Origin of the sequence: Peribacillus sp. NPDC096448 (genome assembly GCF_044762675.1) — a bacterium.
GTDB lineage: Bacteria > Bacillota > Bacilli > Bacillales > DSM-1321 > Peribacillus > Peribacillus frigoritolerans_B.
In genome coordinates, this window is sequence record NZ_JBIWEU010000022.1 from 1 (window position 1) to 26,349 (window position 26,349).

Sequence of the window (26,349 nt, forward strand, 5' to 3'; positions counted from 1 at the left end):
ATGCCAAGCTTACAATGATAATGGTTAATGATATGACTATGAAATCCGGTGAATTCTAGAGCAATCGTGAGATTGTGTTTAGTTTATTGAGGGAGTTTAGTTGAAGAAATAAAAAATCTGAAAACCCTTGATACTCATAGGTATACAGCTTTTGCTGTAATGTAACATAATATCATTGTGTTACATTATACGCTCTTATTTAAATGCCGTTGTTAGAGGAGGTTTAGGGAATTTGCTGTTCTTGTTTCCATATTCTATCCTATATTTATCAAGAAGAACGTGATTGGATTCATTTTTATAGGATGATTATAGATAAATTTAAAATTTCACTTAAAAATGTTGAAATTTGTTAAAATAAATATAATGTTTGAAACAATTTTGTTGAGAGAAAGAGGTTAGGGGATATGTCGGTTACATTATATTTCTCAAAGGTAAGTCTTAATTCTCATATATACGAGGTCTATGAGCAGAAACTTGATTTAAAAAATGTACTAAAAACTTTATATCTAAACATACGAGAAGGTATAGAGTATATTAATGAAGGTTTGAGAATTAAAGAAGATGGGGAAAGCTTTTTATACGATGCTTCTTACAGCTTCAATTTTATAGAGAAAGCAGATGGGGAATTAGTAGACACGGTTATAGGAAGTGTGATAAAAACAGCAAAGATATTTATTAACGATATCGATAAGAAAACTGGGAAAATGACCAAAAGAGCCATCGATAATAAGGAAGTAATCAATTTCTATTTTGATGTATATCAGGAAATAGTAGTATTCCATACTACTAATAGATTTGGTTATAAAGAATTTAATATGGCTTTCAAAGAGTTATTAAATAAATGTATGTTTAGTCAGGATGTTACATATAATTTTGAAGTGGGTCTTATTAAACAAGGCCTTAACGTTCAAGAAATTAAACAACAATTAAGGGACATTGGGAAACTAGAATATTTAAAAATAGAGGTTATTCCTCCTAATCCAGATGATGAACTCTTAAGGGGAATTCAAGAAAATGGGGAAGAATATCTAGGAGATATGCAAGCTGGGAATGTTACTGAAAAAAGCATATTGTTTACTTCATCAGCACCGGAAGGTCTTAATATTAATTCAAAGATAATTAATAAAGAAATTGAAGGAATCGATAATATTCATTCAAAACTATCTAGTAATGAAGCTACCAAGATGGATTATGTTAGTGTGGAGGCAAGGAATCAAAACGGAAGAGTTTATTCAACCAAGGATAGTCGTCCCGTAAAATATACGTTAGATGAGAAGCCCCTAAATTTGCTCGATTTTGCCAAGGTCTGCAAACGAAGGTTAGCGACTTTATTAAGTACCTTTCTATAGGAGAAACTTATGAAAGATTATGTCCTTATTAGACTTACAAGAAATAAGAGATGGTTTGACTTTGTAAATTTTAAAAATTTGGAATGTCAAGCAGCATTACTTTTTGCAATCGTACTTTTGGTAGTAATAAACTTATTACATGTACACGAAACATTTAGTTCTTTCTTAATTGCATTTCAAAATATAACTTTAGGTATAGCGCAAGCACTTATCGGTATGCTTGGATTTGTATTAGCTGGTATTGCAATAATTACTAGTACACTAAAAAAGGATGTTGTAAAAAAAATAGAACAGGTTAATGGAAAGGGGACAATTGAACAGATACTATCGAGTTTCGAATTCCTAGCCATTAATATAAGTATTTCTATTGTGTTGTTTTATGTAGTCTATTTAATGTTATACAGTCCAAGTAAGCTCATTGGTACAGGATTCTTTAATTGTATGGTATTCCTTATTAGTTACCTCTTTATATTTACTATATTTTATTCAGCTGCTTTAGTTAGTAATTGTGCCAAGCTCTTTCTGATTAATAATACATACGAAGAAATTGTTACTAATGAGAAAAAATTGATAGAGGTAGCAAATGAAGTAAGAATTGATTTTATGCTAAACGCACTATTTCAGGAGAACCAGATCTCAAAGGAAGAGTTTCTAATGAGATTGGACTAATTTGTTGAGCAGAGTAATGTTAAGGATAAAGAGAAAGTGAAAAATTATTTTAGGCATTATTATTCCTAAAAAAGTTAGAAAAGAGTAAAAAAGCCTATGATCCTTGAACAGCAAGGAACGTAGGCTTTTTTACATTTTCTTGCTGGGGTAGCGTCAGGAAAATGCGGATTTACCCTACTTAAAGGTAATTTGACCCTGTAAGAACTTCATATTCCTTATCTGAGAAAGGACGCAGAAAAATTATCGATACCCCATCTTTTACATCAATTTTAAAAAGCGTACGCAAGACTTCTCCCTCCTTTTTTTCAGAAAACTGCCACTCTTGTTTGATACCAATTATTTCAAAATCCCTAATCTATTTTTCTGGTGTGTAAGGTAGTAATAGATTAAATGATTCTTCAAGCTGTTCTTTAAATTCTTCTTCATATAACTCTAACGAAAAGTTAATGCTGTCATCAATATTAGCTGCTACCCATTCTTCATATAAAAAAGCCACTCTTCTGGCTATTTTCAGGTCAGGGGTAGGCTCTAAGAAACCTGGTACCCTATGAGCAGAGTACTTATTTCTCCAATCAGTTATTGACTCCCAATAGGAATCATAATCATGTAAGTCTAATTTATTTAATATTATAGATTTAAACTCTCCCTTTAAACCTAGTTTTCTCCAATGGGTTTCATTTTTGTTGGTACCAAAAATCATACACCAAAGATTAATTGCCTGAAAGTAATGAGCATTAATTGTGAAAACCCAAAACTCTTGAGAACCATATTTAATCAGATTATCAAGTTTTTTATGTATACAATTAAAGCTTGCGTAATGAAAAAGGAAATCTCTAAGGATATATAATTGTTGGGTCAATACTGTTTCATTATAATTACTCAAAAATATCCCCCTTATAAACGGAAATTTGATTAAAGATTAATTTGTTCCTGCTCTTGATTGTATATCTTGATTGTTATGTAAAGTCAAATTGGTTATTTCCAAATATATAAATATCCATATCACCATCATTAAGGAATAATTTTGAGTCATGGTTAGATATTAAATTATACTTTCGCATAATGGGCAATATTTTAATTCCATACTGCTTATTCCATGATATAACAATACTGTTGATTCTATAGAAGATAACTGCGATTTAATTATTTCCATATACTTCTCTTTATTTTCCTCTGAAATTTCAGAAGTATAGACAAACGTAATTAACGTACTTAAATTTCTAAAATATTGTCCATATATTGGCTCATTATCATGATATAATCCGCCATAAACGCTTTTTAATTTATCAGCAATTCCATTAATCCCATTCTCCTGCTGATGAGAGTAAGTATTATGTTTAGATCTAATTTTTTCTAAAAATACTTTGAAGGCTTCCCTTTCAGTCTTTTTATTACCCACGTCGTCTATCGCAGAAAGTGACTTAATTATTGTATTATGCAGGTTAATCATATTAAAAAAGGTGCTTTCAAAACGCTGAAGAGTCATTGTTTCCCCTTGTTCTACCATTACCTTTCTAGTCTCTTGTATCTCCATAATAGAATTTTTTAGCTCCTCATGTTGCATTTCTAATTGTCTCTGTTGCAATCTCAAAGTTAATATTACGCCTATAGCACTAACAAAAGTGAATAAGGGAACTGTGCTACCTGCTAAGAAATCTCCAAAAGGGCCTAAATCTTCAAAATTCCATTTAAAACCCACCACTAATATTGTTCCAAGTACAATTGGCATCCAACTCCAATTCAAAGTTCTAATTAATTTGCGCAAATGCTCTTCATACTGTCGTTTTTCTTCTTCTGTCATTTAACTTCTACCCCCATAATAAAAATAGCAAATTAATTATATACTGGGGTAGCGTTAGAAATATATGCTTAACGTTGTAAATCCGCATTTACCTGACGCTACCCCTTAATAAGTAAGGTTAATAAATTCCGAATCTGGTTTCAACAGCCTTTGACCTACCGCAATTCACAGAAATGATCAAACTTTTTTATAAAAGAATGAGTCAATTGAATATATTAAGAGCGTGTTTTGATCGATCTTTTTTCAAAACACACTCTTTCCTTTTGTTCATTTATCAAGGTTATTAGTATCAATTTGATCAAACTTTATTTAAAAGCAATGAGTAATTCACTTTACAAAAAATAAACAAGCGTACCATAAGTGTGTATATGGGTACGCTTGTAAGTGTAAGTGTGTATAGGTTATTATTGTTAAATCAATTTATGTGATCCCTCGTTTGCAATTAGCTTTAAATGTTCAAAACCTTGTCTTGTAATAAGGAGTGTACTTCCTTTCATTTGGACGCTGTCTTTCAGCAGCACATCAGATCCACGTCTCCAAAGAAGGTAAACATACTTAGGGTTTTTTCCAAGTTCAACGCTTGCTTCCCGAGCAGTCATAATGCTGTCCCACACCTTAATAATACGCACCTCCTGATTTAAAATATCCCTCCCCGTAATTAAATTTATACCACAAAGTATCTTGATTTACTCTTAATTTTCATCTTTCGTCCAAGCGTTTTCTTCGCTGCAATTCCCTTCTTTCTCGTTCTTGACGCTCCAATTCTCTTGCTCTTTCATTCCGTTTTCCAAGGCTGCCATAAAGTAAATTACGCTCATTTTTCATCAAAGACAACTTATAATGAAAACTCGATTCTTCATCAATCCCATAATGCTTTTTAAGAAAATGGATATTCCTTTTAGCCATATCATATTGCTTAAATTGATAATAGTTTTCTTGCTTAAATTTTGTTTTATCATCAGACTTTTTATAGTCTGTAATTAAAGGATAACTATTTTTATAAATGGAAAAACAGTCCTTCATTTTTTCAAAATCAAATATTTCATCATCAATGGCAGTTAGCTGTTTTTCAAAGTTATCTATAAGGTTTTCCGTTTTAATTTCAACCTCATTTAATTCTTCCAGTGAAATATTTTCTTTATAAAGCTTGCTGCTTATTTCATTTAAATAATTAATATTTTGCTTTGTAGCCCACTTATGCAATCCTTTATTATTTTTAAATTTCTCCTGCGATTTATCAATCCATTGTTTATCAATAATATTTTGTTTAATTGGCACAAACTCTTTATTTTCTATTCTGTAACGAATGGATGATTCAAAGTAATTTAACCCCAATGTTTTTGTTCTCATAAATTTGTTTGACTTTGGATTTTTAAAAGATAAATATTTACCTTTTTTATGTTCATATCCCTGTTGATCCATCAGCTCTAAAAAGTTTTCAAACGAGTGCGCCTTTTTAATATTTTCGTCAATAACTCCTTCAATTTTCCCTTTGAAAGATTGTTTTTTTGCTCTCGTTACATACTCATTAAAAGCTAAATATTTATCCTTTTTTCCTTCTTTTTCGATAATCGTTAGCCCATGTTCTTTTGAAACTTTGTCATTTTCCCTTCTTAGATCATAAAGGGTATGTTGTCTTTTAGTATCAAACATTTTTGAGTCTTCAAAATTAATGGAATTAAAAATAATATGGTTATGCAAATTTTCCGTTTCTATATGAGTAATAACCGCATACTGGTGCTTGCCTTTAAAATAATTATCTGCTAATTCAACACCATATTGATGTGCCTGTTCAGGCGTTAAATTATCATCACTGTTGAAGGATTGAATGATCATTCTTGCTGCCATATCTTTGTTGCTATTATTCTGTTCATTGTAATCAAATAGAATATCATTAAAATCTCTTTCCAATTGTTTCAACATTACACCCATAAGATGTTACTAATTCTTCGTTTGTTTTGTGATCTTGAAGGCTATATTTTATTACTGCTTTTAAATCTTTAACCTTTTGTATTTTCACGATTGACATTAAAAACAGCCCCAAACCTTTTTAATTAATAAACCTCATATTCATCTAATATATCTTTCAAATCAAACCAATCATCATCATCAAAAATATTATCTAATTTTAGCAATTTCATTTTTAATCTTTGCGTATATAAAAAGATTCTATCAGCAAATTCTATTAGTCGTTTTTCATCCAATTCAAATAGTGTATCACCATATAAATATTGCCAAAAATATTCCGCAATATCTTGATCCTGTTCGGGTGAATTTTCAACAGCTTGACCAATGTATATAAAGTCATCTTTTATTTGTTCATATATTTCTTCTAACAATACCTTTTTAGGAACTTCAATTTGATTTTCCTTCAATGCTTTTATCAGATTCTCTTTATCTTTTAGATTTAAAGATTCACTGGTAAAATTCATCTTTAAATCAAGTAAACGATCATACTCTTTATTCATTAAATCAATGATAAATTTTTGATTAGTTTTTAAAAAATCTATGTCATTATCTGAATAAGTACCCAATGTATTAACCTTGCGAATTAAGCTATTAATATTTTTTCCAATGTAATTTATTTCGCTTGTTAGTTTTCTATATACGCTCATATCAATATTTAAACGAAAGTAATTCCTTGCACTTTCAACTAGGAAAGCAGAAACAGATTTGTACCCCAATTCTTCTGCCTTATTTTTTATAAATAACAATAACTTTTTTATAAATAACAATAACCCAAAGATTATGTATTGTTTAATCATCAAGATTCACCTCATATTATTTTATCTACTCCTTATTCTTCACAATTTGTTATTCTTTATTAAACTAAACTAGAAACATATGAATGTAAGTAACGGTATTCAGGAAACACTTGAATAAAGAATGGTCAACCAGAAATATTTTCTGGATGACCTTATAATATGAAAGAGTGCGTTAGCTTCAATAAGAAGGCTGCCAATTATGTTATTCACTTAATGGATATAAAGAATAAAAAGGCTCTAAGATTGAATAAGAATATAAAGGGAGGACCTTATTAAAGATTTTTAAAACTTTGTACTTTTAGGTAATTTTTAAGACTAATAGGCTTCATTTCTTAAACGAGAAGGGAGAATGCCTTTTGAGCTTAAAATATGAGAAACAAATGAGGTCAGAAATAGCTGAAAAAACTTTTTTGAATAAAGGATGGGGCTATGTTGCAGCTCTTGCACTGTTGCCGTATGCAATTTTAAAATCGCTTTGGGCATGGGGATCAACGGTAGGACTTACAACAAAACAAGCTGTACAAAATGTAGCAGGGTTTGGTGATCCTTTAAAGGAAGGATCTGCTTTTCTATATACGTTATATACCATCGGAATAGACTTTACTGCTATCTTGGCGATACTGGCATCTTTATTTGCTTTAGCTCTCGTGACTTCCTGGGGGGAGAAATTACCAAAATGGTTATTAATCATATTAGGATGGTCAGTTGGGGTGTTGACAGTTCTAGTTAGCTTCTTGACAGCTCTTCAATTTTTAGGAGCGCTTCCAAAAGGATACGCCGAAGGATTAGCCATTTGGGTGTATGTGGTAACGTACGGAGGATTGTTCTTGTGGGGAGTAACTGTATTTATTGCGACTCTGTCGTTCCAGCATCGGATTAAAAACAAACAGTCTCGGTATTTTAGGCAATAATCTACTTCGAGTGCTTATCTTGAATATCCTTTCAGTGTTGTTGTTCCGGGACAATATTCAACAATCGGGGGCGATTTTTGAATATGGTAAAGCTTGTCTTAATAAACTAATGGGTGCTTTAGCTGAAGATCAGAGCTGTCTTTAAGGCAGCTTTTTCTTATGGCACTAACGGGGCAGGTTACTTGAAGAAGGCAAATGTTAAAAGTCCAACCATTTTTACTACGATGTGCCCAGGAAACTTTACTAGCATCAATCTATATTTAAAACTTAAAACAACTTATTATAAGTGATTTTTTAGATTTTTTACTTATAATTACTTTCGTTTTCACTTAAAATGGCTTATGATTAAGATGAGGAGGTTAAAAATGAATCAAGAAGAACGATTGATACGAATCCTTAACTATTTAGAAATCCACAAAACAATGAACATCAAACAGATGTGTGAAACATTTGATGTTTCACGTGATACTGCAAGAAGAGATATCGTGGAGCTTACGAACAAAAAAATGGTAGTTAGAACTCATGGTGGAGTTGCATTACCATCATTTCATAAAAAAATTGATGATTATCGGGATCGATTACACGCCGAATCAGAAACAAAGAAATTAATTGGAAAAAAAGCTGCAAGTATGATAACAGACAATGAGATGATTTATTTAGACGTTTCAACGACAGTCAATTTTATAGCTCAATTTTTAAAAGCAAGACAAGTTACCATTGTAACTAATTCAATTGACAGCGCTTATGTATTGGCTCAATCTGAAGATACAACTATACACTTTTTGGGAGGTACTCTCAATAAATCAACGCGGCATGTTACGGGATTTTCCGCCATAGAAAAACTAAAAGATTATCATTTCAATAAGGTGTTTATTGGAGCTGCAGGTATTATGGAAGATGGCATTTATTATGGGCTTGAAGAAGATATTTACTTTAAGCGAGAATTGATAAAGCATGCTGATCAAGTCATCTTATTGACAGACCACACAAAACACAATCATCGACAGAATTACAGAGGTTTGATATTTGAATCCATTGATACCATTATTACCAATAAATCAATGCCTAATAATTTATATAGATCTATAGAAGAACATGGTGTTGAAGTGCTAATTACAGATACAGAATAAGACTCGTTGATCGGGAGAATATTATTATGCTTAAATCCATTATTTTTTATGTAGATGGTACATTCACCACGATTATGACCAATTGCTTTCCCGATAATGAATTTAAAAGTGGTTTTAACCAATATAACATTAGATATTCACCACGAGAGGAGTTAAAAAGACGATGATTAAATTATTAGTCAGTGATTTAGATGGAACGTTAATTGATAAAAAGAATCAAGTGGCTTTACATGACATAAAAGCATTGAAAAAATTACGGGAACATAACGTAGACATCTGTCTTGCAACTGGAAGAATGGACAACGAAATTATGGAAGTAGCTAAAGTGGTTGGAGACCAATTCCATCGCGTAAGCCAAAACGGATCATTTGTCAGGACCAATGACCACGTTTCTCCTCACTCACAAACATTTGAGTATGGGCTCGCAAAAAAGCTGTATGAATCGGCATATTCAGATCGTAATATTACAATCGTTTGTTCAAATGACACCAACTTTGTAGCGCAAAAAAATGATGTCATTCACCAAATCGAAGAACGTTTTTTCTTTCCGATTGAAGAGCAAGATGACATGATAAATGCAATTGGTCACTCACTTACCCCTTCTAAAATTTCGGTATTGGGCCATCATGAGGAAATATTAGAAATGCAGCAATCTATTCAAGATGTTTTTCACGAAGAGGTGGATACATTCATTTCTGAAAAAGGCTGTCTTGACATTATGCCGAAAAACATCAGTAAAGGAAATGCCTTATTAATCCTTTTAAAACACTTGCAGCTCAAGCCCGAAGAAATCGCATGCGTAGGTGATTCTTTTAATGGCATCCCTATGTTTAAACTAACACCAAATAGTTTTGTGATTTCTCATGCCCATGAAGATGTCAAAAAAGAAGCAACCTACGTCGTTGAGACAGTCAGTGAAGCAGTGAAGATGATTCTTGAAAAAATACCCGTGAACAAAATATGATTCACTCATAAGGGTTCTGGAACATGAGCTAGGGGTTTCTTTATTTCACCGAAATGGAAGAGGGGTTGTTTTAAATTCAAACGGTAAAATATTATTGGAACAAGCTCAACAAATCTTAAGTTTGGTTGAACAATCTGTCAAACTGGTACAGATTAATGAGTCTATTCCGGTTGGTACGGTTACAATTGGATCCATCAACTCAACTGATGCAGTTCGGTTGCCTCCCATTCTAAAGCAATATTATATTCTGTATCCCCAGGTAGACCTGGTAGTAGAGACACATAACAGTGCAGAGTTAATAAGACAGGTCTTAAGTCGAAAACTGGATGGAGCGTTTGTAGCAGGTGAAGTTTATCACCCAGAAATAACTTCCCTTTTATTTCAAGAGGAAGAACTGGTTATGATTAGTCATAAGGACATTTCTTCACTTGAAGATTTGGGTCAGTTTAATATGCTGGTCTTTGGTGATGGATGCCACTATCGGGATGCATTGGAAAGTTGGATGGAAGAAGAGGGAATCTACCCAAAACGAACCCTTAAATTTGGTACAATTGAGGCCATTATAGGTTGTGTTAAGGCTGGCATGGGAATAGCTGTTATGGTTCAATCCGTTTTAAAAGACCATCAGCAATCTCTACATGTAACGCCTTTGCCAGAAAAGTATGCAAAAGTTCCTACCCATTTTATTATGCGAAAAGACGTAATGCTTTCTGCTGCTTTTCGTAAATTTGTAGAGTTTCTGAATCTAAGAGCTATTAGATGCAACTAAGACACCCATACCTATTCCACTGGAATTGGTTTTGTATAAATGTTACTTTAGGTAAAAATGCGATATCTAATAACTTAAAACATAAATATAAATTAATAATCCAACCAAGGGATGGTTAAAAATAAAATAAAAGCATACGTTGGTGATTTATACCATCGTATGCTTTTATTTTCACTATTAGTTAATCAAGGAATTTTAATTTTAAATACTAATATTCGTTAAAAAATTGCTGAATTTCTTTTGGATCATCTGTTTTTGTTAATGCAAGCATCGTCAAAATGCGTGCTTTTTGAGGATTAAGTGAGTCTGCTGTAACAAAATTATTTTCATCGTCAATCTTTTCTCTCGTAACAATACCATTTCCCACACGGCTAGATCGAGTAATAATCAAGCCTTTTTTGATAGCGTCTTTAGCACCCTCAAAGGCAGTATCAGAAGTTAAACCGTTTCCTTCACCTGCTATTATGATCCCTTTAGCTCCTGCTTTCACAGATGCATCGTAAAAATATCTACTATCATTTTGATAGCTATAAATAATGTCCACTTGAGGAAGTTTATCTAGTTTTGATACATCAAAAACCGATTTGGTTGTATGTTTACGAGTGGGTTCATTGTAGAAAAATATTTTATTACCTGCGATTGCTCCTAAATAGCCTTGTTCCTCAGATTGAAATGTATCTGTCATGGTAGTATTGGTTTTTGTGATATAACGTGCAGAACCTATCCGGTCATTTAATGAGATTAAAACACCTTTGTTCTTAGCATCTTTACTAGCAGCAATTTTTACAGCATTATATAAGTTTAAAGGTCCATCTGCACTTATAGCTGTAGCCGGTCTCATTGATCCAACAATCACGACAGGTTTGTTGCTTTTTACGACCAGATTTAGAAAGTAAGCAGTTTCTTCTAAGGTATCTGTTCCATGCGTTACGACAATTCCATCAACGTCTTTAGATTTTAATAACTCATTAATTCGTTTCGCCAATTTCAATAGGGTTTTATTATCCATATTATTACTGCTAATATTGGCGATTTGTTCACCACTCACATTTGCTACTTGTTTTAGTTCAGGAACAGCTTTAATTAGTGTTTCAACACCAAGTACACCTGCTTGATAACCAGTTGTGTCAGTATTGGACGTAGCAGAACCTGCAATCGTTCCACCAGTAGCTAAAATTTTCACATTGTTTAACTTGGGATTTGTTGAAGTTGCTTCTACTTTCTCTTCTTTTGGATTACTATTTGCTGAGCTATGGATAGCAGTGATAGATCCAGAAAATAATAGTGTAACTAATAGAAACGTGATTCCAAGATATTTTTTAATGTTCATGTCTAGTTAGCTCCTTCTTTATTAAATTATGTACGACATATGAAAATACTATACTACCATATCTGGATAGTAATAGGTTGTCTATAAAGGGAAAAAGAGTAATATATACCTAAAAATACCCGTTCGTAAAAGTACACTTTTACAACTTTTTTGATTGTTACTTTTTTTAAATAGACTCTGTGCAATGTATCTAACTTTATCACAAAGTGTTCAAGCGGAAGAAAATTATAAAAAAGAAGGGAAAGTAATCAAATCCACTATGATTATAAACCAATCTATAATTTGCTAAAAGTCAATCAGAAGGAATTTGACCAATACTGGAAAGAAGGTCTTTCTATTGCTGAAATGGCAAAGAAACAGGGTATTCCAAGAAGGGATTTGGAAAGCTATTTTGTAAGTTCACTATAAAGAAATGCAAAAGTGGAGAACCAAAGGTTCCCTTTCAGAAGAGGATTATTTCGACCTGGTCTATAGGTTAAAAGTAGATGAAATCGAGGAGTATATTGACCGTAATCCAAATACTTAATTCAAATGTGTGCGATTCTTTATTAAGAAGGATCGCTTTTTCTTATGCTAATGTTCATTATAAAACCCAAAATAAGATCGATTATGTTGGGTTTTATATGATTGTCTTTATATAATTTCCATTGAAAATTAAACATGAATTACTTAAAAACTAATAACAAAAACAAAACATTATTTATAGAAGCTATAAAATCGCTTATAACACATATTTTTGACATGTGGTACCCTGAAACCTTGAACGTTCACACACCTCTAGCAGATGAAAGTAATCCTGTATCTCTTGCCTTTTGCACGGCTTCTTCTCGATTTTTGACTCCCAATTTATCATAGAGAGTGGAAGCGTAATTTCTTACTGTGCCGTTTGATAAGTAAAGTTTCGAAGCAATTGTTTTATAACGAATTCCTTGAGACAAAAGATTCAAAACCTCTAGTTCACGTTTCGTTAAGCCATACTCTTTTCCATCTAACTTCAATCCGACTGGCTCTGCCTCATCATTTCCATCCCACATTCTATGGAACAAATCTTGGTCAATCATAGTGGCTCCCCGATAGACGAGGCGAATCGATTCAGCTAGTTCACGTGACTCTATGGATTTTAGCAGATAGCCGTCAGCGCCGCTTTGTATGATTTCCTTCGCCCGTTCTGTATCCTGAAACGTTGACAGGATGAGGACACGAATGTCAGGCCATTTCCCCTTGATTATTTTGGTGGCACGAATCCCATCCTGATTGGGCATTTCCAAATCCATTAATACCAAATCTGGATTCAGGCTTCCACACAATTCCACAGCTTGCTCTCCATCTTCAGCCATGCCCACTACCTGCAAGTCCTTCTGTTCATCCAAGATTGTATAGAGACTTTCCCGAATAAACGAATGATCATCGACGATACACAAGCGGATTCGTTCGTTGGATAATTTTTCCATCCTAGGTAACGCACATGAGATGAGCGTCCCCTCGCCTTTTTCGGAGTATATAGTGACTCTACCTTGTAATTGTGCCGTACGTTCTTTCATCGCAGTTAACCCGAAGCCATCTTTCCAATCCTCCACTCCGCAGCCATTATCTTGCACATCCAATCTCGTCTGTTGCGGCTCAAAATGCAGTGACACAATGATTTCGGTGGATTGTCCGTGTCGCACAGCATTAGTCAGTGCTTCCTGCAAGCTCCGATACAGTGTCATTTTCACTTGTTTGGGGACCGTGTACTCTTCCCCTATTATTCGAGTGCGTACATTTACTTTTGCATGTTTCTGAAACTCTTCCGCTAATTGTTTCAAGGTAACAATTAGCGGAAGTGATTCTTGTTGTGAATCCATTTGATGTAAATACGTTCTCACTTCTGCCATACTGTTACGGGCCAATTTCAATAATGAGTCAAGCTTTTGTTCCCCATCTTTTGTCTTTAATTCCGCACGTAATGTTTCCATCCCCATAATGATTGAGGTATAGGAATGTCCCATCGTATCGTGCAAATCTTTTGAGAGTCTATCACGCTCCTCTAGCAAAGTAATTCGTTCAATCTGGGATAAATACTGTTCCAATACATGATTCTGGTTACGAATAATTTCATTGTTACGGTAATTAACAACGAGTAAACGAAAGGAAAATCCCATTGCAAAAGCCAGACCAATTTGTAGGATAATCACCCATACATCTATTTCACGGGAAAATATTGCAATGAGAAACGGAAACAAAACAATTGTGATAGAACCCGACCAACGGTATGATTTATGGGCACTATTTGCCGCGATCATGAAAGTCGGCATTAAAAAAGCAAGATAAGCCGTTGGAAATAATAAGATTAAGTAGAAGCAAACTCCACCAAACAAAACTATCTCAGTAAACAGATAATAGCGATAACTGAACATTAAACAAATCCAAGGTACTGAAAATGAGGCTACTTCCCAAAGAATGATGATCCAAAGTGGCACAGTCAAATGGTCTTGGTGTTGGATAGTAGTTAACATCATTGAGAGCCAGATGACAAAACGTATACAAAGTAATACCCAGTCATACCAAAACCATTGTTTCAAAATCCCAAACAAATTATCACCCCTTAATAGCTTTGAACATGGAAATCGTGTACTTTCCAATCATTTGAACTATACTGTTTCCAATACAAGTACGTATCCAAGAGAGAATACCCCCAGCGATCATGACACATATAGATTCCTTCCATGAATTCACAGTTATTCCTAATAAATATATTTCAAGATATTGAAAAAGTAACGGTGTAACGATAAATACAAGCGGAGCTACGTACAATATAAGGGTACATATGAGGCTAATTACCCCAATAAGAAATTTCTGCATGAGCCAAAAAATAGCCCTCCAATCGATATATCCGGATAAACCTTCGTCTGAATACGTTCATACTGGACAATCGTGTGTGTTGTCCGCAACACACACGCTAACAAGGGAATACCTACGAAGATAACTGTCATCACGAGTGCAAATGTAATGCTGGCCAAATAGAAGCAAAAGTAAAACAATCCAGATCCGAAGGTAAACAACAAAAAGTAGAAATCTAGCAAACTTTTTTGAGCTGCTTCTTTCGTCATTAGAATTTCTCCTCCTCTTTCTTTTCTTTACTAATACGTTATGAGCCGCTCTTCGATTCTAACTTTTCGCCTGTCACATACGGTAGTGTCAAAGTGTCATGATTTATAGGTCATGACTATAAAACTATCCGTACTACGCTCTATTTTTTATGTCATGCATGAGGATGACGAAAGGTCACTAGCTACTATGACTTTCCGCTTGCTACACTCGGTTTATACACTGACGAACTGACTACTCGTTGTGCTAACAAAAAATTTCAATCAAATAAAGGAGCGTACAAAAATGAAACAAGCAATTAACAAACTGGGGATCGTTGCAATTCTTCTTACTTCTTCAACCATGATTTCTGCATGTTCCCAACAATCGTTAGAAGCAGGAAAATCAAAACCATCGGCATCCACGACTAATATCCAAATGACGAAAGGACCTAATAATAAAAAAGAAATAGAATCTTTTGCTGATCCGTTATTTGAAGAAAAAATGAAGAAGTACAATGTGAACGGTTCTAGTTTTGTCGTCGTTCATGATGGAAAGGTCGTTGTCAATAAAGGGTATGGATATGCCGATAAAGAAAAGAAAATCCCCGTCACTAAGGACACGGTCTTTCAAATCGGTTCAGTCACGAAAACTTTTACTGCTTTGGCTGTGATGCAGCAAGTCGATAAAGGAAAGCTTAAACTAAATCAAGACGTACAAAAATATCTTGGTGGATTACAAATACCTAATCAAACTGGGAAACCTCTTACCTTGTTTGATATGCTCACTTATACCAGCGGGGTGGATTTTCCCGATCTCACAAACATAACTGGACCTGAATATATTAATAATAGTATACCGATGGATGAATTTTTCTCTAAACATATGCCAACTGTGGTACGGCCACCAGGAGAAGTTTATACGTATGACAACGTCGGATTTGCGCTCGCAGGGTTTGCAGTGGAGAATGTTACTAACACCCCTTTCTCGAAATATATGGAAAAGAATATTTTCAAACCATTAGATATGAAATCTACAAGCATGAGCTTTACGCCTGATCTTCTCGAAAAACTGGCTACACCTTATGGTCCCACTGGCGATCCGATTCCAACAAGTGGGAGCGGTTTAAGGGATACACCACAAGGAGGCATTTTATCTACTGCGGAAGACATGTCAAAATACATGATTATGCAACTACAGAAAGGAAAGTTTAAAGACAAAGAAATTGCAAGTAAAAAAAGCATGGATATGATGCATGCCTATCAAGTTTTTGATGATAAGACGATTCCTGTTGCGACAATTGGATTTGAAACGCCTTTTAATGAATTTGCTAACGGTCAACACGTTGTAATAAAAGGGGGAAGCATGCCTGGACATCAATCACTGCTGATTTTAGTGCCAGAACAAAAAACAGCATTCTTCATGTCTTACAATAATGATTCAATGATGAGTGTAGACATATATGAAACTCTCATGGATCACTATTTCCCTGCTAAGAAGAATGAAGTAAAAACAAGTTATCTCCCGTTAGAGGAAAAAGAAGCTCATAAATACTTGGGCTTATTCCAAAATACGCGTTTCGCTGCAATTCGCACTCATTTTACTTATGAAAATGGGAATTTGGTCATGGAGGGTGGAACAACTGGAAAACAAGTTCTCAAAATGATTCATCCGTTGTTATTTGAAGATTCGGAAGGCAACAAAGTTGCTTTCAAAAAGAATTCAGCTGGAGGAATCGCATATTTTCACTACAACTCTCCTAAAAGCCTTGATTTTGTAGCAGATGCCCAGAGAATTAACAACAAACCACCTTTTGATGACGTTCCACAAAAGAGTAACTATAGAAGTCACATTGATAATCTTCATGCTCTAAATATTATGGGTGCTAAAACAGGTAATCTATTCAATCCGATGGACATCATGACACAAGGAGAGTTTGCGGATACGTTGTTACTTGCTTATGGATGGAACGGTTTTCCAGACGACTCCAAGGAGGCAAGGGAAAAAATTATGAAAGGAATTCCAGGGTATGACCGTGCTACTCCGATTACCCGACAGGTCGCAGCAACCATGATTCAAAACTTAAAGCAAATTCATGACATGAAACCGATTCAACCTGACAAAGCTATTAAAGTTAAATTACTTGATGCTGCGGATGACTGGGCAATTCAATCGATTCAGGCACTTGCCTCCCAAGGAATTCTAGACCCTGATACTTCCATCAATTCTGACGGATCCTTTACCTTCCGTCCCAAGGATCTGTTACTACGTCAAGAAGCGAGTGCCTTACTCGATTTGGCTTTTGGTTATCATGCTTTGCCTATTAAGCAGAAGTAAGCATTCATCCAAACATGAATCATAGCAAGTATTTAAGGGGAGTACCAGTATTCTTACAATAGGAGGAAAAGTAGCATTTCCTATAGGAGAGATGCTACTTTTCTTCTTCGTAGTCCTTCATTTTTTTATAAAACGTGTTTTTCTTTTGTTCTAACATTTCCATAAACATAACAGCTGTTATTTCTCCATTCCTCCATTTTGAATGAGTTTCTTTTATGTTTAATCAATTCAGAAAGACTTAGTATATGATTATGGAAAAAACGCATGCTAAGCCCTCCAAATTAACTGGAGGGCTTTTTGTAGCTTTGAAATAAAGTCACGATATTCATAAAAAAGATGCGAAATCAATACTTGATTTTGGTCTTCCGTAATGAACTATCGGGGCAGGATAGCATTCCTGTAGGTAATCTATTAAACATTCTGACTTAGATACATATAAAAAGGGTCTAATAAGAAACGTGTTAAAATAAAAAAACATACAAGGCGCTTATAAATTTAACTAGTGTGTTGATCCAAGGAGGATTAATGCGCTTTTTTTTGTTGAAAAACAGTTTAAATTTCTATAATGGTTCAAACTACTATTATGTGACTTTAACTTGTTAAGGTTGATAAACGATTTGATTAATACGGGGAAGAAGCATTTGAAAAAAACAAGAGAAATATCGAAAAAGTTCTCCTGCTCCTACACGATATTCTCCGTTCGCGCCATTTTTATTGCTTCTTCACGGTTGTTGACGTCGAGCTTCGAGTAGAGCTTCGAGCAGTAATTGCGGACCGTTCCCTCCGATAAAAATAGCTTTGCGGCGATTGACTTGTAGCGCAGCCCGTTTGACAGATGCTCCAGAATCTCCATTTCGCGTTTCGTAAGCCCGTACGGGTAGTTTTCCGTACTTGAGCCGATCTTCTCCAACTGCTCGCGTTGACGCTTCATCTCTTCGAAAACTCGCGTAGCGACCGATTGGTCGATCCAGGTTCCTCCGTTATAAATAAGTTTCAAGGCTTCCTTCATCTCCCGCGGATGAATCGACTTCAGCATGTAGCCTTCCGCTCCACGCTCCAATGCAGTTGCCGCCTGCAAGGTATCCTCAAACGTTGTCATGAGCACAATCTTCATATCAGGCCACCGTTGTTTCATCTCAAGTAAAGCCTCAAGCCCGTCCATTTCCTGCATGCGAATATCCATTAGCACGATATCCGGCTGCGATCGCTCACAATGTTCTAATGCTTCGCACCCGTCCTCCGCCTTACCAACGACGGTAAAATCAGCATGCTGATCCAAAAGTTGCTTCAAACTGTCGGTAATGATCGCCTGGTCATCAACGATCAACAGGCGGATTGTATCATGTACTGGTTCTGTCTGCAACAGAATATTACATATGACTAAAGTTCCTTGCCCAGACCCGGAATGAACGGACAGCGTGCCGTGAAATAGTTCAAGCCGTTCCTTCATCCCATTGAGCCCAAATCCGAATTGGATTTTTTCCATTCCGATGCCGTTATCCTCGATCTGTAACCGGAGCTGCTGACTATCGAAATGCAGCTGAACGGATATTACGTTCGCCTGGCCGTGCCGAACCGCGTTTGTTAGAGACTCTTGAAGGCAGCGATACAGACAAAAGTTTATTTTTTGCATAACGAGAGTCTCACTGCCGATCACACGAAATTTGACCGTTATACCTGTCGATATCATAAACTTTTCGGTTAATTGCCGCAGCGATTCACTTAACGAATGGCTTAACGGAGTATGAGAAAGCTGGTGCAGATGCTTTCGGATATCATCCAGACTGTGCTGGGCAATGCCGACAAGCGAATCGACCCTCTCGATCTGCGAAGCAGGTACGGAAGATCGCAGCGATTCGACACCGAAGATGAGCGAGGTAAGTGCATGGCCAATCGTGTCATGCAGCTCATGTGAAAGCCGGCTGCGCTCCTCTATTAGTGTAAGCTCCTCAATCCGCTTAATATGCTGCTCCAGCAACAGCTTCTGCTCTTGAATAATTTGGGCTTGCTTATGGGACTGAATTAATATATTAAACGCGATGCCGATGGCAAAACCAAGGGTGCAGCTAACGATAAACTCATACGGGAGACGATCAGCGATCCAACCGTTAAATGCCGGGAATACGATTCCACAGAGGACACCTGTCCACATATAGGTTTTTCGACTGCTCGCCAAGCCGATAATCATCACGAGTAAAACGAAAGACCAAAGCAAACCTGGCGCTGCGTAGGCCAAATAAAGATGAAAAATGCCCGCTGCCGTGACATCGACTGCAAGATACCGGTCTTCTTTCTTATAGCGGACGATTAATGGAACGAGGTAAACGACAAAAGCAAGAGAAAGAACAATCCAAAGCGACGCATCGATTAATGAAGGGTTGATAAAATCAGCGCTTGCGATTATGACCAGCCAAAGCGTTCGTATGGCCAAAAATATCCAATCATACCAAAACCATTTTTTCATTATGGAGAACACGGATTATGTACACCTACTTGTATTTTTTTTGCAAACCAATTTCCGAATGATTCAGAGCTATCATGTACCATATCTTCCGATACGTCAAGCAAGGAGGGGGTAATGGTTTAGAAATTGGCTGTCAACACGTCACATGAGACAGTTGACAGTTTGTCATGCGATATATGTGAAGGGTTCGAGCACGATGTCATCAAAAGTTTGGCGGTTTCATCACTGTCCGATTTAACAACTTCGGGGGTAAGGTTAGGGAGTGAAGCAACACAACATTCCAAAATAATAGGAGCGATGCGTTATGAAATCATTCATCATTCAAAAAGGAGCAGCACTTACCTTAACAGCTATATTGGCGGGTACAATGGTATACCCTGCTTATGGAACTGTACAAGCGGCGTGTAAGACGCCAACCCAACATGCTATCGATAAAGCTGCCAATACCGACAATATTCCAGGCGTTATCAATACCGTGAAGAATGGAGATTCGAGCTGGTCATATGCTTCCGGTGAAGCGAATATTGAAAGAAACCATAAGCTGGACGCCGACTCCGCTTTCCGGATCGGAAGTACAACGAAGTCGTTTGTCGCTACGGTTGCCTTGCAGCTTGCTGGCGAGAAGAAGCTAAGTCTCGATGATACGGTGGAGAAATGGCTGCCGGGGCTTGTGCAGGGCAAGGGTTACGACGGCAATACCATTAAGATTCGTCAATTGTTAAATCATACAAGCGGAATTCCAGACTACTTGACTCCAGAGCTCAAGACTAAATTACTCGAAAATCCAGGGGGAAATTATACACCCGAACAGTTAATTGCCCAGGCCATGGAGCTAGAGCCGGTAACGGGGTGGGCATACTCGAACACGAATGCGGCTATTATGGGACTCATTATCCAGAAGGTCACCGGGGAAACATATGCCGAACAGATTAAGAAGCGAATTATTGAACCGCTTCAACTTAAAGAAACGTTCCTCCCTGGCAGCTCGGTAGATATTCCGAAAAAAAATGCACGAGGCTACTTGAACATTGGAGGTAAATTAGTAGATATTACTGTGCTTAACCCATCATTTGCTAACGCCGGCGGGGAAATGATCTCGACAGGGGAAGACTTGACGACGTTTTTCCGCGCTTTATTAGGCGGAAAGCTATTGAAACCAGAGATACAGAAGGAAATGATGACCAGCACAGCCGACTCCCCATATGGAAAGTATGGACTTGGCATACACGGAACAAAGCTGCCGGACGGCACCATCGTATGGGGACATGGCGGGGGTATTCCCGGATTTACCAACTTTGCAGGCGGAACGGAAGACGGTCAACATGTCATCTCTATAAATATCAATGTACTAGGAAATGCGGATAAACATATCAACGATATTTTAGCGTCGGAATTCGCAAGAGAAGCCAAAAAAGAACTCAAGGAGGAGGAAAAGAAAAGCAAGCATCGGGAAGAAGTCAAATGCCTCATGGATGAGGTTATAACCAACAAAAGAGTCCCGAGTATCGTGGCTGGTGGGCTACAGGACGGGAAACGCTGGTCCTACGCTACAGGTACAGCCAGCTACGAAGTACCACGCCCGGTGGAGCCGAACTTTTCATTCCGTATTGGAAGCATCACGAAGACGTTCACCGCTTCAGTTGTATTGCAGTTGGCTGAGGAGAAACAATTGAACCTGGATGATTCGGTCGAAAAATGGCTGCCGGGGGTCATAAAGGGTAACGGGTATGACGGCAGAAAGATTACGATTCGTCAGTTATTAAACCATACAAGCGGGCTTGCGAGCTATACAGATTCGAATATGCGAGATATTACCTTGCCTCAAAATCCATTCCGTTATTATACCGTCGACGAGCTTATCAGTTTGGCCCTTGCAAAGCCACCTGTATTTGCACCAGGGGAGGGGTGGAATTATTCCAACATCAATACTGTACTAGCCGGTCAAATTATTCAGAAGGTAACAGGAGATACGTATGCGGAGCAGATCAGGAAAAGGTTCATCGAACCGCTCGGGCTGACAGGGACATTCGTGATGGGGAATAGTTCCTATATTCCAGGTGAGCATGCCACAGGATATAATATGGACAGATCGGGTCATTTGTATGATTTGACAGAAGTGAATCAATCATGGGCAAATGCAGCCGGAGATATGGTTTCAACAGCCAATGATTTGACCACCTTCTTCAGTGCGCTGTTGGGTGGAAAGCTTCTAAATCAAGAGATGATGGACCAGATGCTCACAGCAGTTGATTCACCTATGGGTAAAGTCGGACTAGGGATTTATGAAGGAAAAACACCGGACGGGCAATCCTATTGGGGGCATGCCGGCGGTACTTTCGGATTTGAAACGAGAGTTGGCGGACCTATAGGCGGGAAGCATATTTTGGTAACGGCCATCAACTCGGTGGCCCCGGAAGTCTCGGCGGCTCGCGATAAAATATTCAATAAGGAGTTTGGCCGTTAAGTTTAAAGACGACATCGTGCCCTTTATTGGAGGGCGGTGTCGGTTTTCTTGTTGCGATTGCCGTCTCTTCATGTAAGGGGTACATCGGCTGTACCCCTAAATAAGAGTTGCTTTAGTTCTTATGGAACTATCGGGGCAGGTTAGTTAAACAAGTATTATAAATTTTTATGATAGTAAAGCAGGTAACTTTGGTATTGTATTTTGCTAATATATGGTTGATTTAAAAGTAGACTAACGAACTGATATTTTTTTGATTTTTTGTAACGAAATCTTTCTATCATAGTCTTACATATGAAAGGAGGTAGAAGATTGACAGAATTTGAGAGTATATACAATCAATATTTTCGGGAGGTTTATTTATTTGTTCTGAAATTAAGCCGTAATGAAAAGATTGCAGAAGAAATAACACAAGAAACGTTTTTTAAGGCTTTAAAAGGTATAGATAAATTTCAAGGGTATTGCAAAATAAATGTATGGCTTTGCCAAATTGCAAAAAATACATATTTCACCTATCTTAATAAACAAAAACGATACGATACAGAAGAGATAGAAGATATAGCCGGCGAAAATATAATCGAAACGTTGATTTTTAAAAAGGAAGAAACTTTCCGTATTCATAAAGTTTTGCATTCCTTAGACGAACCTTATAAAGAGGTATTTACACTTAGAATATTTGGTGAACTTTCCTTTAAACAAATAAGTGAACTATTTGAGAGGACGGAGAGTTGGGCGAGAGTCACATTTTACCGAGGTAAACAAAAAATACAAGAAATGTTAAGGGAGGAATGAAATTGAGAAAAGTATCATGTGAAATAATTAAAGATATGCTTCCGTTGTATTACGACAGTGTATGTAGTGATGATAGCAAAAGAATGGTAGAGGAACATCTATCAGAGTGTAATAACTGCAAAGTGGAATTTAAAAAAATTCAAGATGAAATTCATATTCCAGAAAAAAGTATTATTGAAAATAGAACGGATAGTAATGTCATAAAAAATATCTCTACTTCGTGGAAAAGATTACGGTTAAAGTCTTTTATTAAAGGTGGAATAATAACTGCATTATTAATAGGCATAATCATTTTAGGATATGTTGGCTTATTTAAATGGGAAATCAACAGTGTTTCTACAGATGTAGTGGAAATTAGGGATATAAGTCAAATGGAGGATGGTAAAATCGTATATTATGCGGATATAAACGATGGGTATAGTTTAAATACAATAAAATACGATATGGATAGCGAAGGGAATTTTTATATGACTCCACTACGCCCCTTAATAAAGAAAGAAGCACAGCCTCCGTACGGATTAGAAAAAGGGTATGATTTTATAGATATTAAAGTACAAGAAGAATTTCGTGGTAAGGAAATAAAAAGAATTTATTATGGTACGCCAAAGGATAAAATTTTAATTTGGGAAAAGGGAATGGTATTGCCAAAGGCAAGTGAAGAAGTAGAGAAATACTTTGGATTTGAATAGAATAGAATTTGTCTTTTGTTATTCAACTAAAGGGTCCGTTAGCTGAAGGTCAGAGCTGTCTTTAAGGCTGCTCTTTCTTTATGGAACTATCGGGGCAGGTTAGTGCTAACCCAAAAAGTTCCATTTATCCATTGAGCAAAGAAAATAATTACGGTAATGTTAAATTCAAGGGTAATATGCCAAATAAAAGAGGAGGAAAAATCATTAATAAGAAATTAATTTTGGTAAGTCTAGTATTTATGTTTTTAACTGCTTGTTCTAATACTCCTAAAGATCCAGAAATATTTTCAACAAATAAGAAAGAAAAGGAAATTGAATCATTGATTTTTAAGGAACTAGACAAGCAGAAGGTTGACGTTGTTGTAGCTTATGGAATATCCACAGAAACCAACTCAGTTAATTTGGGGATTAGAACTTCAAAAGAAGATTTCGATAGTACAAAACAAAATCTGGAAACAATAGTGAATAAAACTCTTACTAAAAATGGTATAGAAGGTTTAGCAGTAAATATAAAAAAGAAGTAAATTAAATTTGTTGAAAACTGGCCGATAAAAAACGATTTAATGAATTTGTGAAGAAATCTACTTAAAACTCCCATGAAAATTAAAAAAGCTCAAAATTTAGTAAAAACCACAATAGACCCAGTAAAAACGCTTTATAAAAAAAGGCTGAGTCTTATGAGTAATCTGATTGAGTTTGGTCAATCGCTAAACAAAAACTTCCAATCATAGCATATTAAGTAGAGGCTAGCGCGACGACCAAAAAAGGATTAATCTCCCATGAGTGCTACCCATAAAGGGCGCGACAGTCGGTGGTACACCGTGGTCGCCGGAGTCAGACTAACGGATGGCTCAAAGGTACCATAGTTCAACGACCTTCTTCGCCAGCCATTAAAACATTATCGACATGGAGACCAATTTTCATTCTCTTTGGTGAAGCGCTGATTTTTGCGATTCATGGATGGCTAACAGGTGCGTTAGTTCTATAAGAAGAAGTAAAAAAAGGTCAATTCCTTAACGTAGAGGAGATTGACTTTTCAAGTTGGAATTCTCTGTACTTATTTCGTTTTAACTTCCATACTTTATTTATGTAGTATATTCTTATCAATTTTCCCCATTACTTTAACTCGTAGGAGCATTAACTTTAGAACTCCGCTAATGGATAAGCAAGTTAATAATTGTACTTAAAAATGGAGTGATACGATGAACAAGACGTATGATGTCATCATTACCGGTGCTAGATGTGCCGGCTCTACCCTGGCAATTTATCTTGCTAAGGCAGGTTTCCATGTGTTGTTAGTGGACCGATCGACTTTTCCAAGGGACACATTATCAACCCATACCTTTTTCAATAATACTGTCGCTCTTCTTCGAGAAATAGGTGTCTTGGACAAGTTATTGGAAACAAAAGCACCACCGGTACGGGATATTAGATTTCAATTTGAGGATACCGTGATAGAAGGTCTCATCCCTAAGGTTTACGGAGAGGACAGTTGTTATTGTATTAGAAGAACTTATCTCGATCATATCCTACTTGAACAAGCCAAATCTCAAATGAATGTAACCGTTTTAGAAGGATTTCGTGTGACGGATGTCATCCGTGATGACGAAACAGTAATAGGCGTGAAAGGTTTAGGCTGCAACAACGAGAAACAAGAATTTTTGGCTCGCCTGGTAGTCGGAGCAGACGGCCGATCCTCTATTATTCGCAAGCTGGTAAAAAGTGAACTCAAAATAAGTGTTCCGGCAACGGTCGGCATCTATTTCGGGTATTTCTCTGGATTTCGCCACGATAATGTCCCTAAATTTGAAGTATACAAGATAAAAGATAACACAGCCATTCTCTTTCCGACGAATGATGATTTATATGTTATTGTCGGCATTTTCCCATTAGAAAATAAGGAATTGATAGAACGGTTGAAATTAAATCCGGAGAGCTGTCTACGCAATTTCTTAACAGATAACTTTCTGAATACAACAATTGGGGCGCGCCTGAAAAATGCAGACCTAGTAGAACCGGTCAAAGGCATTCTAGGATATGATAATTACTGGTATAAAGGAATGGGAAAAGGATGGGCGTTGGTTGGAGATGCAGTTTGTTTTAAAGATCCTGGCATGGCGCAGGGTATCCATGATGCTATATGTGGAGCACGTTTATTATCCAATATTCTATTAAAGTATAAGGGACTATCCGATCAATCAAATCAAATGTCTGAAGAATATCAAAAGGCAATAGAAGATGAGTTTATGGTTCGGTTTCACATGGGATGCCAAATTTCGAAGAATGAACGCATATCTGAACAACAGGATGCTGTCAACAAGCTAATCAGTTCCCATCCAGAGGCTATAGAGAAATTTTTAGGGATTTACAATTACGCAAACGAGCCCGTTGTTTTAGAAAAAGAACTCGCACGAATTATGCAGTCGATCTAGCAATAATTTTTAGAAATTAAGTGATTCAAGTACAAAAATAATATTACAAATAGGTGCATTGCAATCAAAAGGGTACCTATTTTACTAACGAGTGCTTAATTGAAGATCCGGCTGCCATCGGGCAGCTTCTTTTGTTTATGAAACTAACGGGGCAGGTCAGCATTCCTGTAGTTCGTTATTTTTCAGCTTTGAAAAAAATAGGGCTCCTCAGTAAGATGTGAGTAAGACACCACTCTAACTCAAAACCTTAGGAGGAACTGAAGTTTAAAATGCAAGATAAAAAAATCTGACGAAGGAATGATAGGGCAATTGACCCGTTGAGACATGGGAGGGAAAGCCTCCAGGGGCGGCGTGGAGAATGTGCATTGTATGGTAAAATGTGGAGTGATGTAAAACTCCTTTATTTCACTATGCCTTCAC

19 protein-coding genes and 3 pseudogenes are annotated in these 26,349 nt (G+C 36.4%); 12 read left to right on the forward strand and 10 right to left on the reverse strand.

The window, feature by feature from the left end; genetic code table 11:
• The first annotated feature begins 404 nt into the window (after positions 1–404).
• Together ACIQ0C_RS23765 and ACIQ0C_RS23770 are read left to right on the forward strand one after the other, a co-directional pair.
• Positions 405–1,349, forward strand: coding sequence for a DUF4747 family protein (locus ACIQ0C_RS23765; protein WP_403064580.1), 945 nt, complete (start codon positions 405–407; stop codon positions 1,347–1,349).
• Positions 1,350–1,358: 9 nt separating this feature from the next.
• Positions 1,359–2,018: a hypothetical protein gene (locus ACIQ0C_RS23770; protein ID WP_403064583.1), complete on the forward strand. Its 660-nt coding sequence runs from the start codon at positions 1,359–1,361 to the stop codon at positions 2,016–2,018.
• Between the two features lie 355 nt (positions 2,019–2,373).
• Here ACIQ0C_RS23770 and ACIQ0C_RS23775 read toward each other — a convergent pair whose 3' ends face one another.
• The 5 genes and pseudogenes from ACIQ0C_RS23775 to ACIQ0C_RS23795 form a co-directional block, all read right to left on the reverse strand.
• Entirely contained in the window at positions 2,374–2,901 is a 528-nt protein-coding gene (locus tag ACIQ0C_RS23775) for a hypothetical protein (RefSeq protein ID WP_403064586.1), read from the reverse strand.
• A 159-nt stretch (positions 2,902–3,060) separates the two neighbouring features.
• Positions 3,061–3,819 (reverse strand): putative phage abortive infection protein, encoded by a 759-nt coding sequence (locus ACIQ0C_RS23780; protein WP_403064589.1) that lies wholly within the window; start codon positions 3,817–3,819, stop codon positions 3,061–3,063.
• A 410-nt stretch (positions 3,820–4,229) separates the two neighbouring features.
• The gene (locus ACIQ0C_RS23785; RefSeq protein WP_403064592.1) at positions 4,230–4,433 is read right to left on the reverse strand and encodes a helix-turn-helix domain-containing protein; all 204 of its coding nucleotides are present in this window, start codon (positions 4,431–4,433) and stop codon (positions 4,230–4,232) included.
• Positions 4,434–4,518: 85 nt separating this feature from the next.
• A pseudogene (locus tag ACIQ0C_RS23790) lies at positions 4,519–5,848 on the reverse strand (relaxase/mobilization nuclease domain-containing protein).
• A gap of 25 nt (positions 5,849–5,873) precedes the next feature.
• Positions 5,874–6,584 (reverse strand): hypothetical protein, encoded by a 711-nt coding sequence (locus ACIQ0C_RS23795; protein ID WP_403064670.1) that lies wholly within the window; start codon positions 6,582–6,584, stop codon positions 5,874–5,876.
• 356 nt (positions 6,585–6,940) lie between these two features.
• Between ACIQ0C_RS23795 and ACIQ0C_RS23800 the strand changes: the two genes are divergently transcribed.
• From ACIQ0C_RS23800 to ACIQ0C_RS23815, 4 genes are all read left to right on the forward strand, one after another.
• Positions 6,941–7,495 carry a hypothetical protein gene (locus ACIQ0C_RS23800; RefSeq protein ID WP_403064595.1) on the forward strand — a complete coding sequence of 185 codons (555 nt, stop codon included), beginning with the start codon at positions 6,941–6,943 and terminating at the stop codon, positions 7,493–7,495.
• A gap of 365 nt (positions 7,496–7,860) precedes the next feature.
• Positions 7,861–8,625, forward strand: a complete 765-nt coding sequence (locus tag ACIQ0C_RS23805) for a DeoR/GlpR family DNA-binding transcription regulator (RefSeq protein WP_402844234.1) — start codon at positions 7,861–7,863, stop codon at positions 8,623–8,625.
• A 163-nt stretch (positions 8,626–8,788) separates the two neighbouring features.
• Positions 8,789–9,589 carry a Cof-type HAD-IIB family hydrolase gene (locus ACIQ0C_RS23810; RefSeq protein ID WP_403064598.1) on the forward strand — a complete coding sequence of 267 codons (801 nt, stop codon included), beginning with the start codon at positions 8,789–8,791 and terminating at the stop codon, positions 9,587–9,589.
• Positions 9,590–9,683: 94 nt separating this feature from the next.
• Positions 9,684–10,358, forward strand: a complete 675-nt coding sequence (locus ACIQ0C_RS23815; protein ID WP_403064601.1) for a LysR substrate-binding domain-containing protein — start codon at positions 9,684–9,686, stop codon at positions 10,356–10,358.
• Between the two features lie 208 nt (positions 10,359–10,566).
• On the opposite strand, the gene ACIQ0C_RS23820 is transcribed toward ACIQ0C_RS23815, so the two are convergent.
• From ACIQ0C_RS23820 to ACIQ0C_RS23830, 3 genes and pseudogenes are all read right to left on the reverse strand, one after another.
• On the reverse strand, positions 10,567–11,688 hold the full coding sequence (locus tag ACIQ0C_RS23820) for a type II asparaginase (RefSeq protein WP_402844226.1): 1,122 nt from the start codon (positions 11,686–11,688) through the stop codon (positions 10,567–10,569).
• Positions 11,689–12,455: 767 nt separating this feature from the next.
• Positions 12,456–14,261 carry a response regulator gene (locus ACIQ0C_RS23825; protein WP_403064604.1) on the reverse strand — a complete coding sequence of 602 codons (1,806 nt, stop codon included), beginning with the start codon at positions 14,259–14,261 and terminating at the stop codon, positions 12,456–12,458.
• 4 nt (positions 14,262–14,265) lie between these two features.
• Positions 14,266–14,777: pseudogene (locus ACIQ0C_RS23830) on the reverse strand (sensor domain-containing protein).
• Between the two features lie 283 nt (positions 14,778–15,060).
• On the opposite strand from ACIQ0C_RS23830, the gene ACIQ0C_RS23835 reads away from it, so the two are divergent.
• Positions 15,061–17,091: a serine hydrolase domain-containing protein gene (locus ACIQ0C_RS23835; protein ID WP_403064607.1), complete on the forward strand. Its 2,031-nt coding sequence runs from the start codon at positions 15,061–15,063 to the stop codon at positions 17,089–17,091.
• A gap of 94 nt (positions 17,092–17,185) precedes the next feature.
• Here ACIQ0C_RS23835 and ACIQ0C_RS23840 read toward each other — a convergent pair.
• Both ACIQ0C_RS23840 and ACIQ0C_RS23845 read right to left on the reverse strand, forming a co-directional pair.
• Positions 17,186–17,308: pseudogene (locus tag ACIQ0C_RS23840) on the reverse strand (recombinase family protein); the annotation flags it as partial.
• A 465-nt stretch (positions 17,309–17,773) separates the two neighbouring features.
• Positions 17,774–19,567 (reverse strand): response regulator, encoded by a 1,794-nt coding sequence (locus ACIQ0C_RS23845; protein WP_403064610.1) that lies wholly within the window; start codon positions 19,565–19,567, stop codon positions 17,774–17,776.
• Between the two features lie 292 nt (positions 19,568–19,859).
• Between ACIQ0C_RS23845 and ACIQ0C_RS23850 the strand changes: the two genes are divergently transcribed.
• From ACIQ0C_RS23850 to ACIQ0C_RS23870, 5 genes are all read left to right on the forward strand, one after another.
• Complete coding sequence (locus tag ACIQ0C_RS23850) at positions 19,860–22,019, forward strand: serine hydrolase domain-containing protein (protein ID WP_403064613.1); 2,160 nt, start codon at positions 19,860–19,862, stop codon at positions 22,017–22,019.
• A gap of 309 nt (positions 22,020–22,328) precedes the next feature.
• Entirely contained in the window at positions 22,329–22,808 is a 480-nt protein-coding gene (locus tag ACIQ0C_RS23855; protein WP_402844216.1) for an RNA polymerase sigma factor, read from the forward strand.
• 2 nt (positions 22,809–22,810) lie between these two features.
• Positions 22,811–23,497 (forward strand): zf-HC2 domain-containing protein, encoded by a 687-nt coding sequence (locus ACIQ0C_RS23860; RefSeq protein WP_402844213.1) that lies wholly within the window; start codon positions 22,811–22,813, stop codon positions 23,495–23,497.
• Between the two features lie 80 nt (positions 23,498–23,577).
• Complete coding sequence (locus ACIQ0C_RS23865; protein ID WP_403064616.1) at positions 23,578–24,021, forward strand: hypothetical protein; 444 nt, start codon at positions 23,578–23,580, stop codon at positions 24,019–24,021.
• Positions 24,022–24,699: 678 nt separating this feature from the next.
• Positions 24,700–25,929 carry an NAD(P)/FAD-dependent oxidoreductase gene (locus ACIQ0C_RS23870; RefSeq protein WP_403064619.1) on the forward strand — a complete coding sequence of 410 codons (1,230 nt, stop codon included), beginning with the start codon at positions 24,700–24,702 and terminating at the stop codon, positions 25,927–25,929.
• Positions 25,930–26,349: the final 420 nt, after the last annotated feature.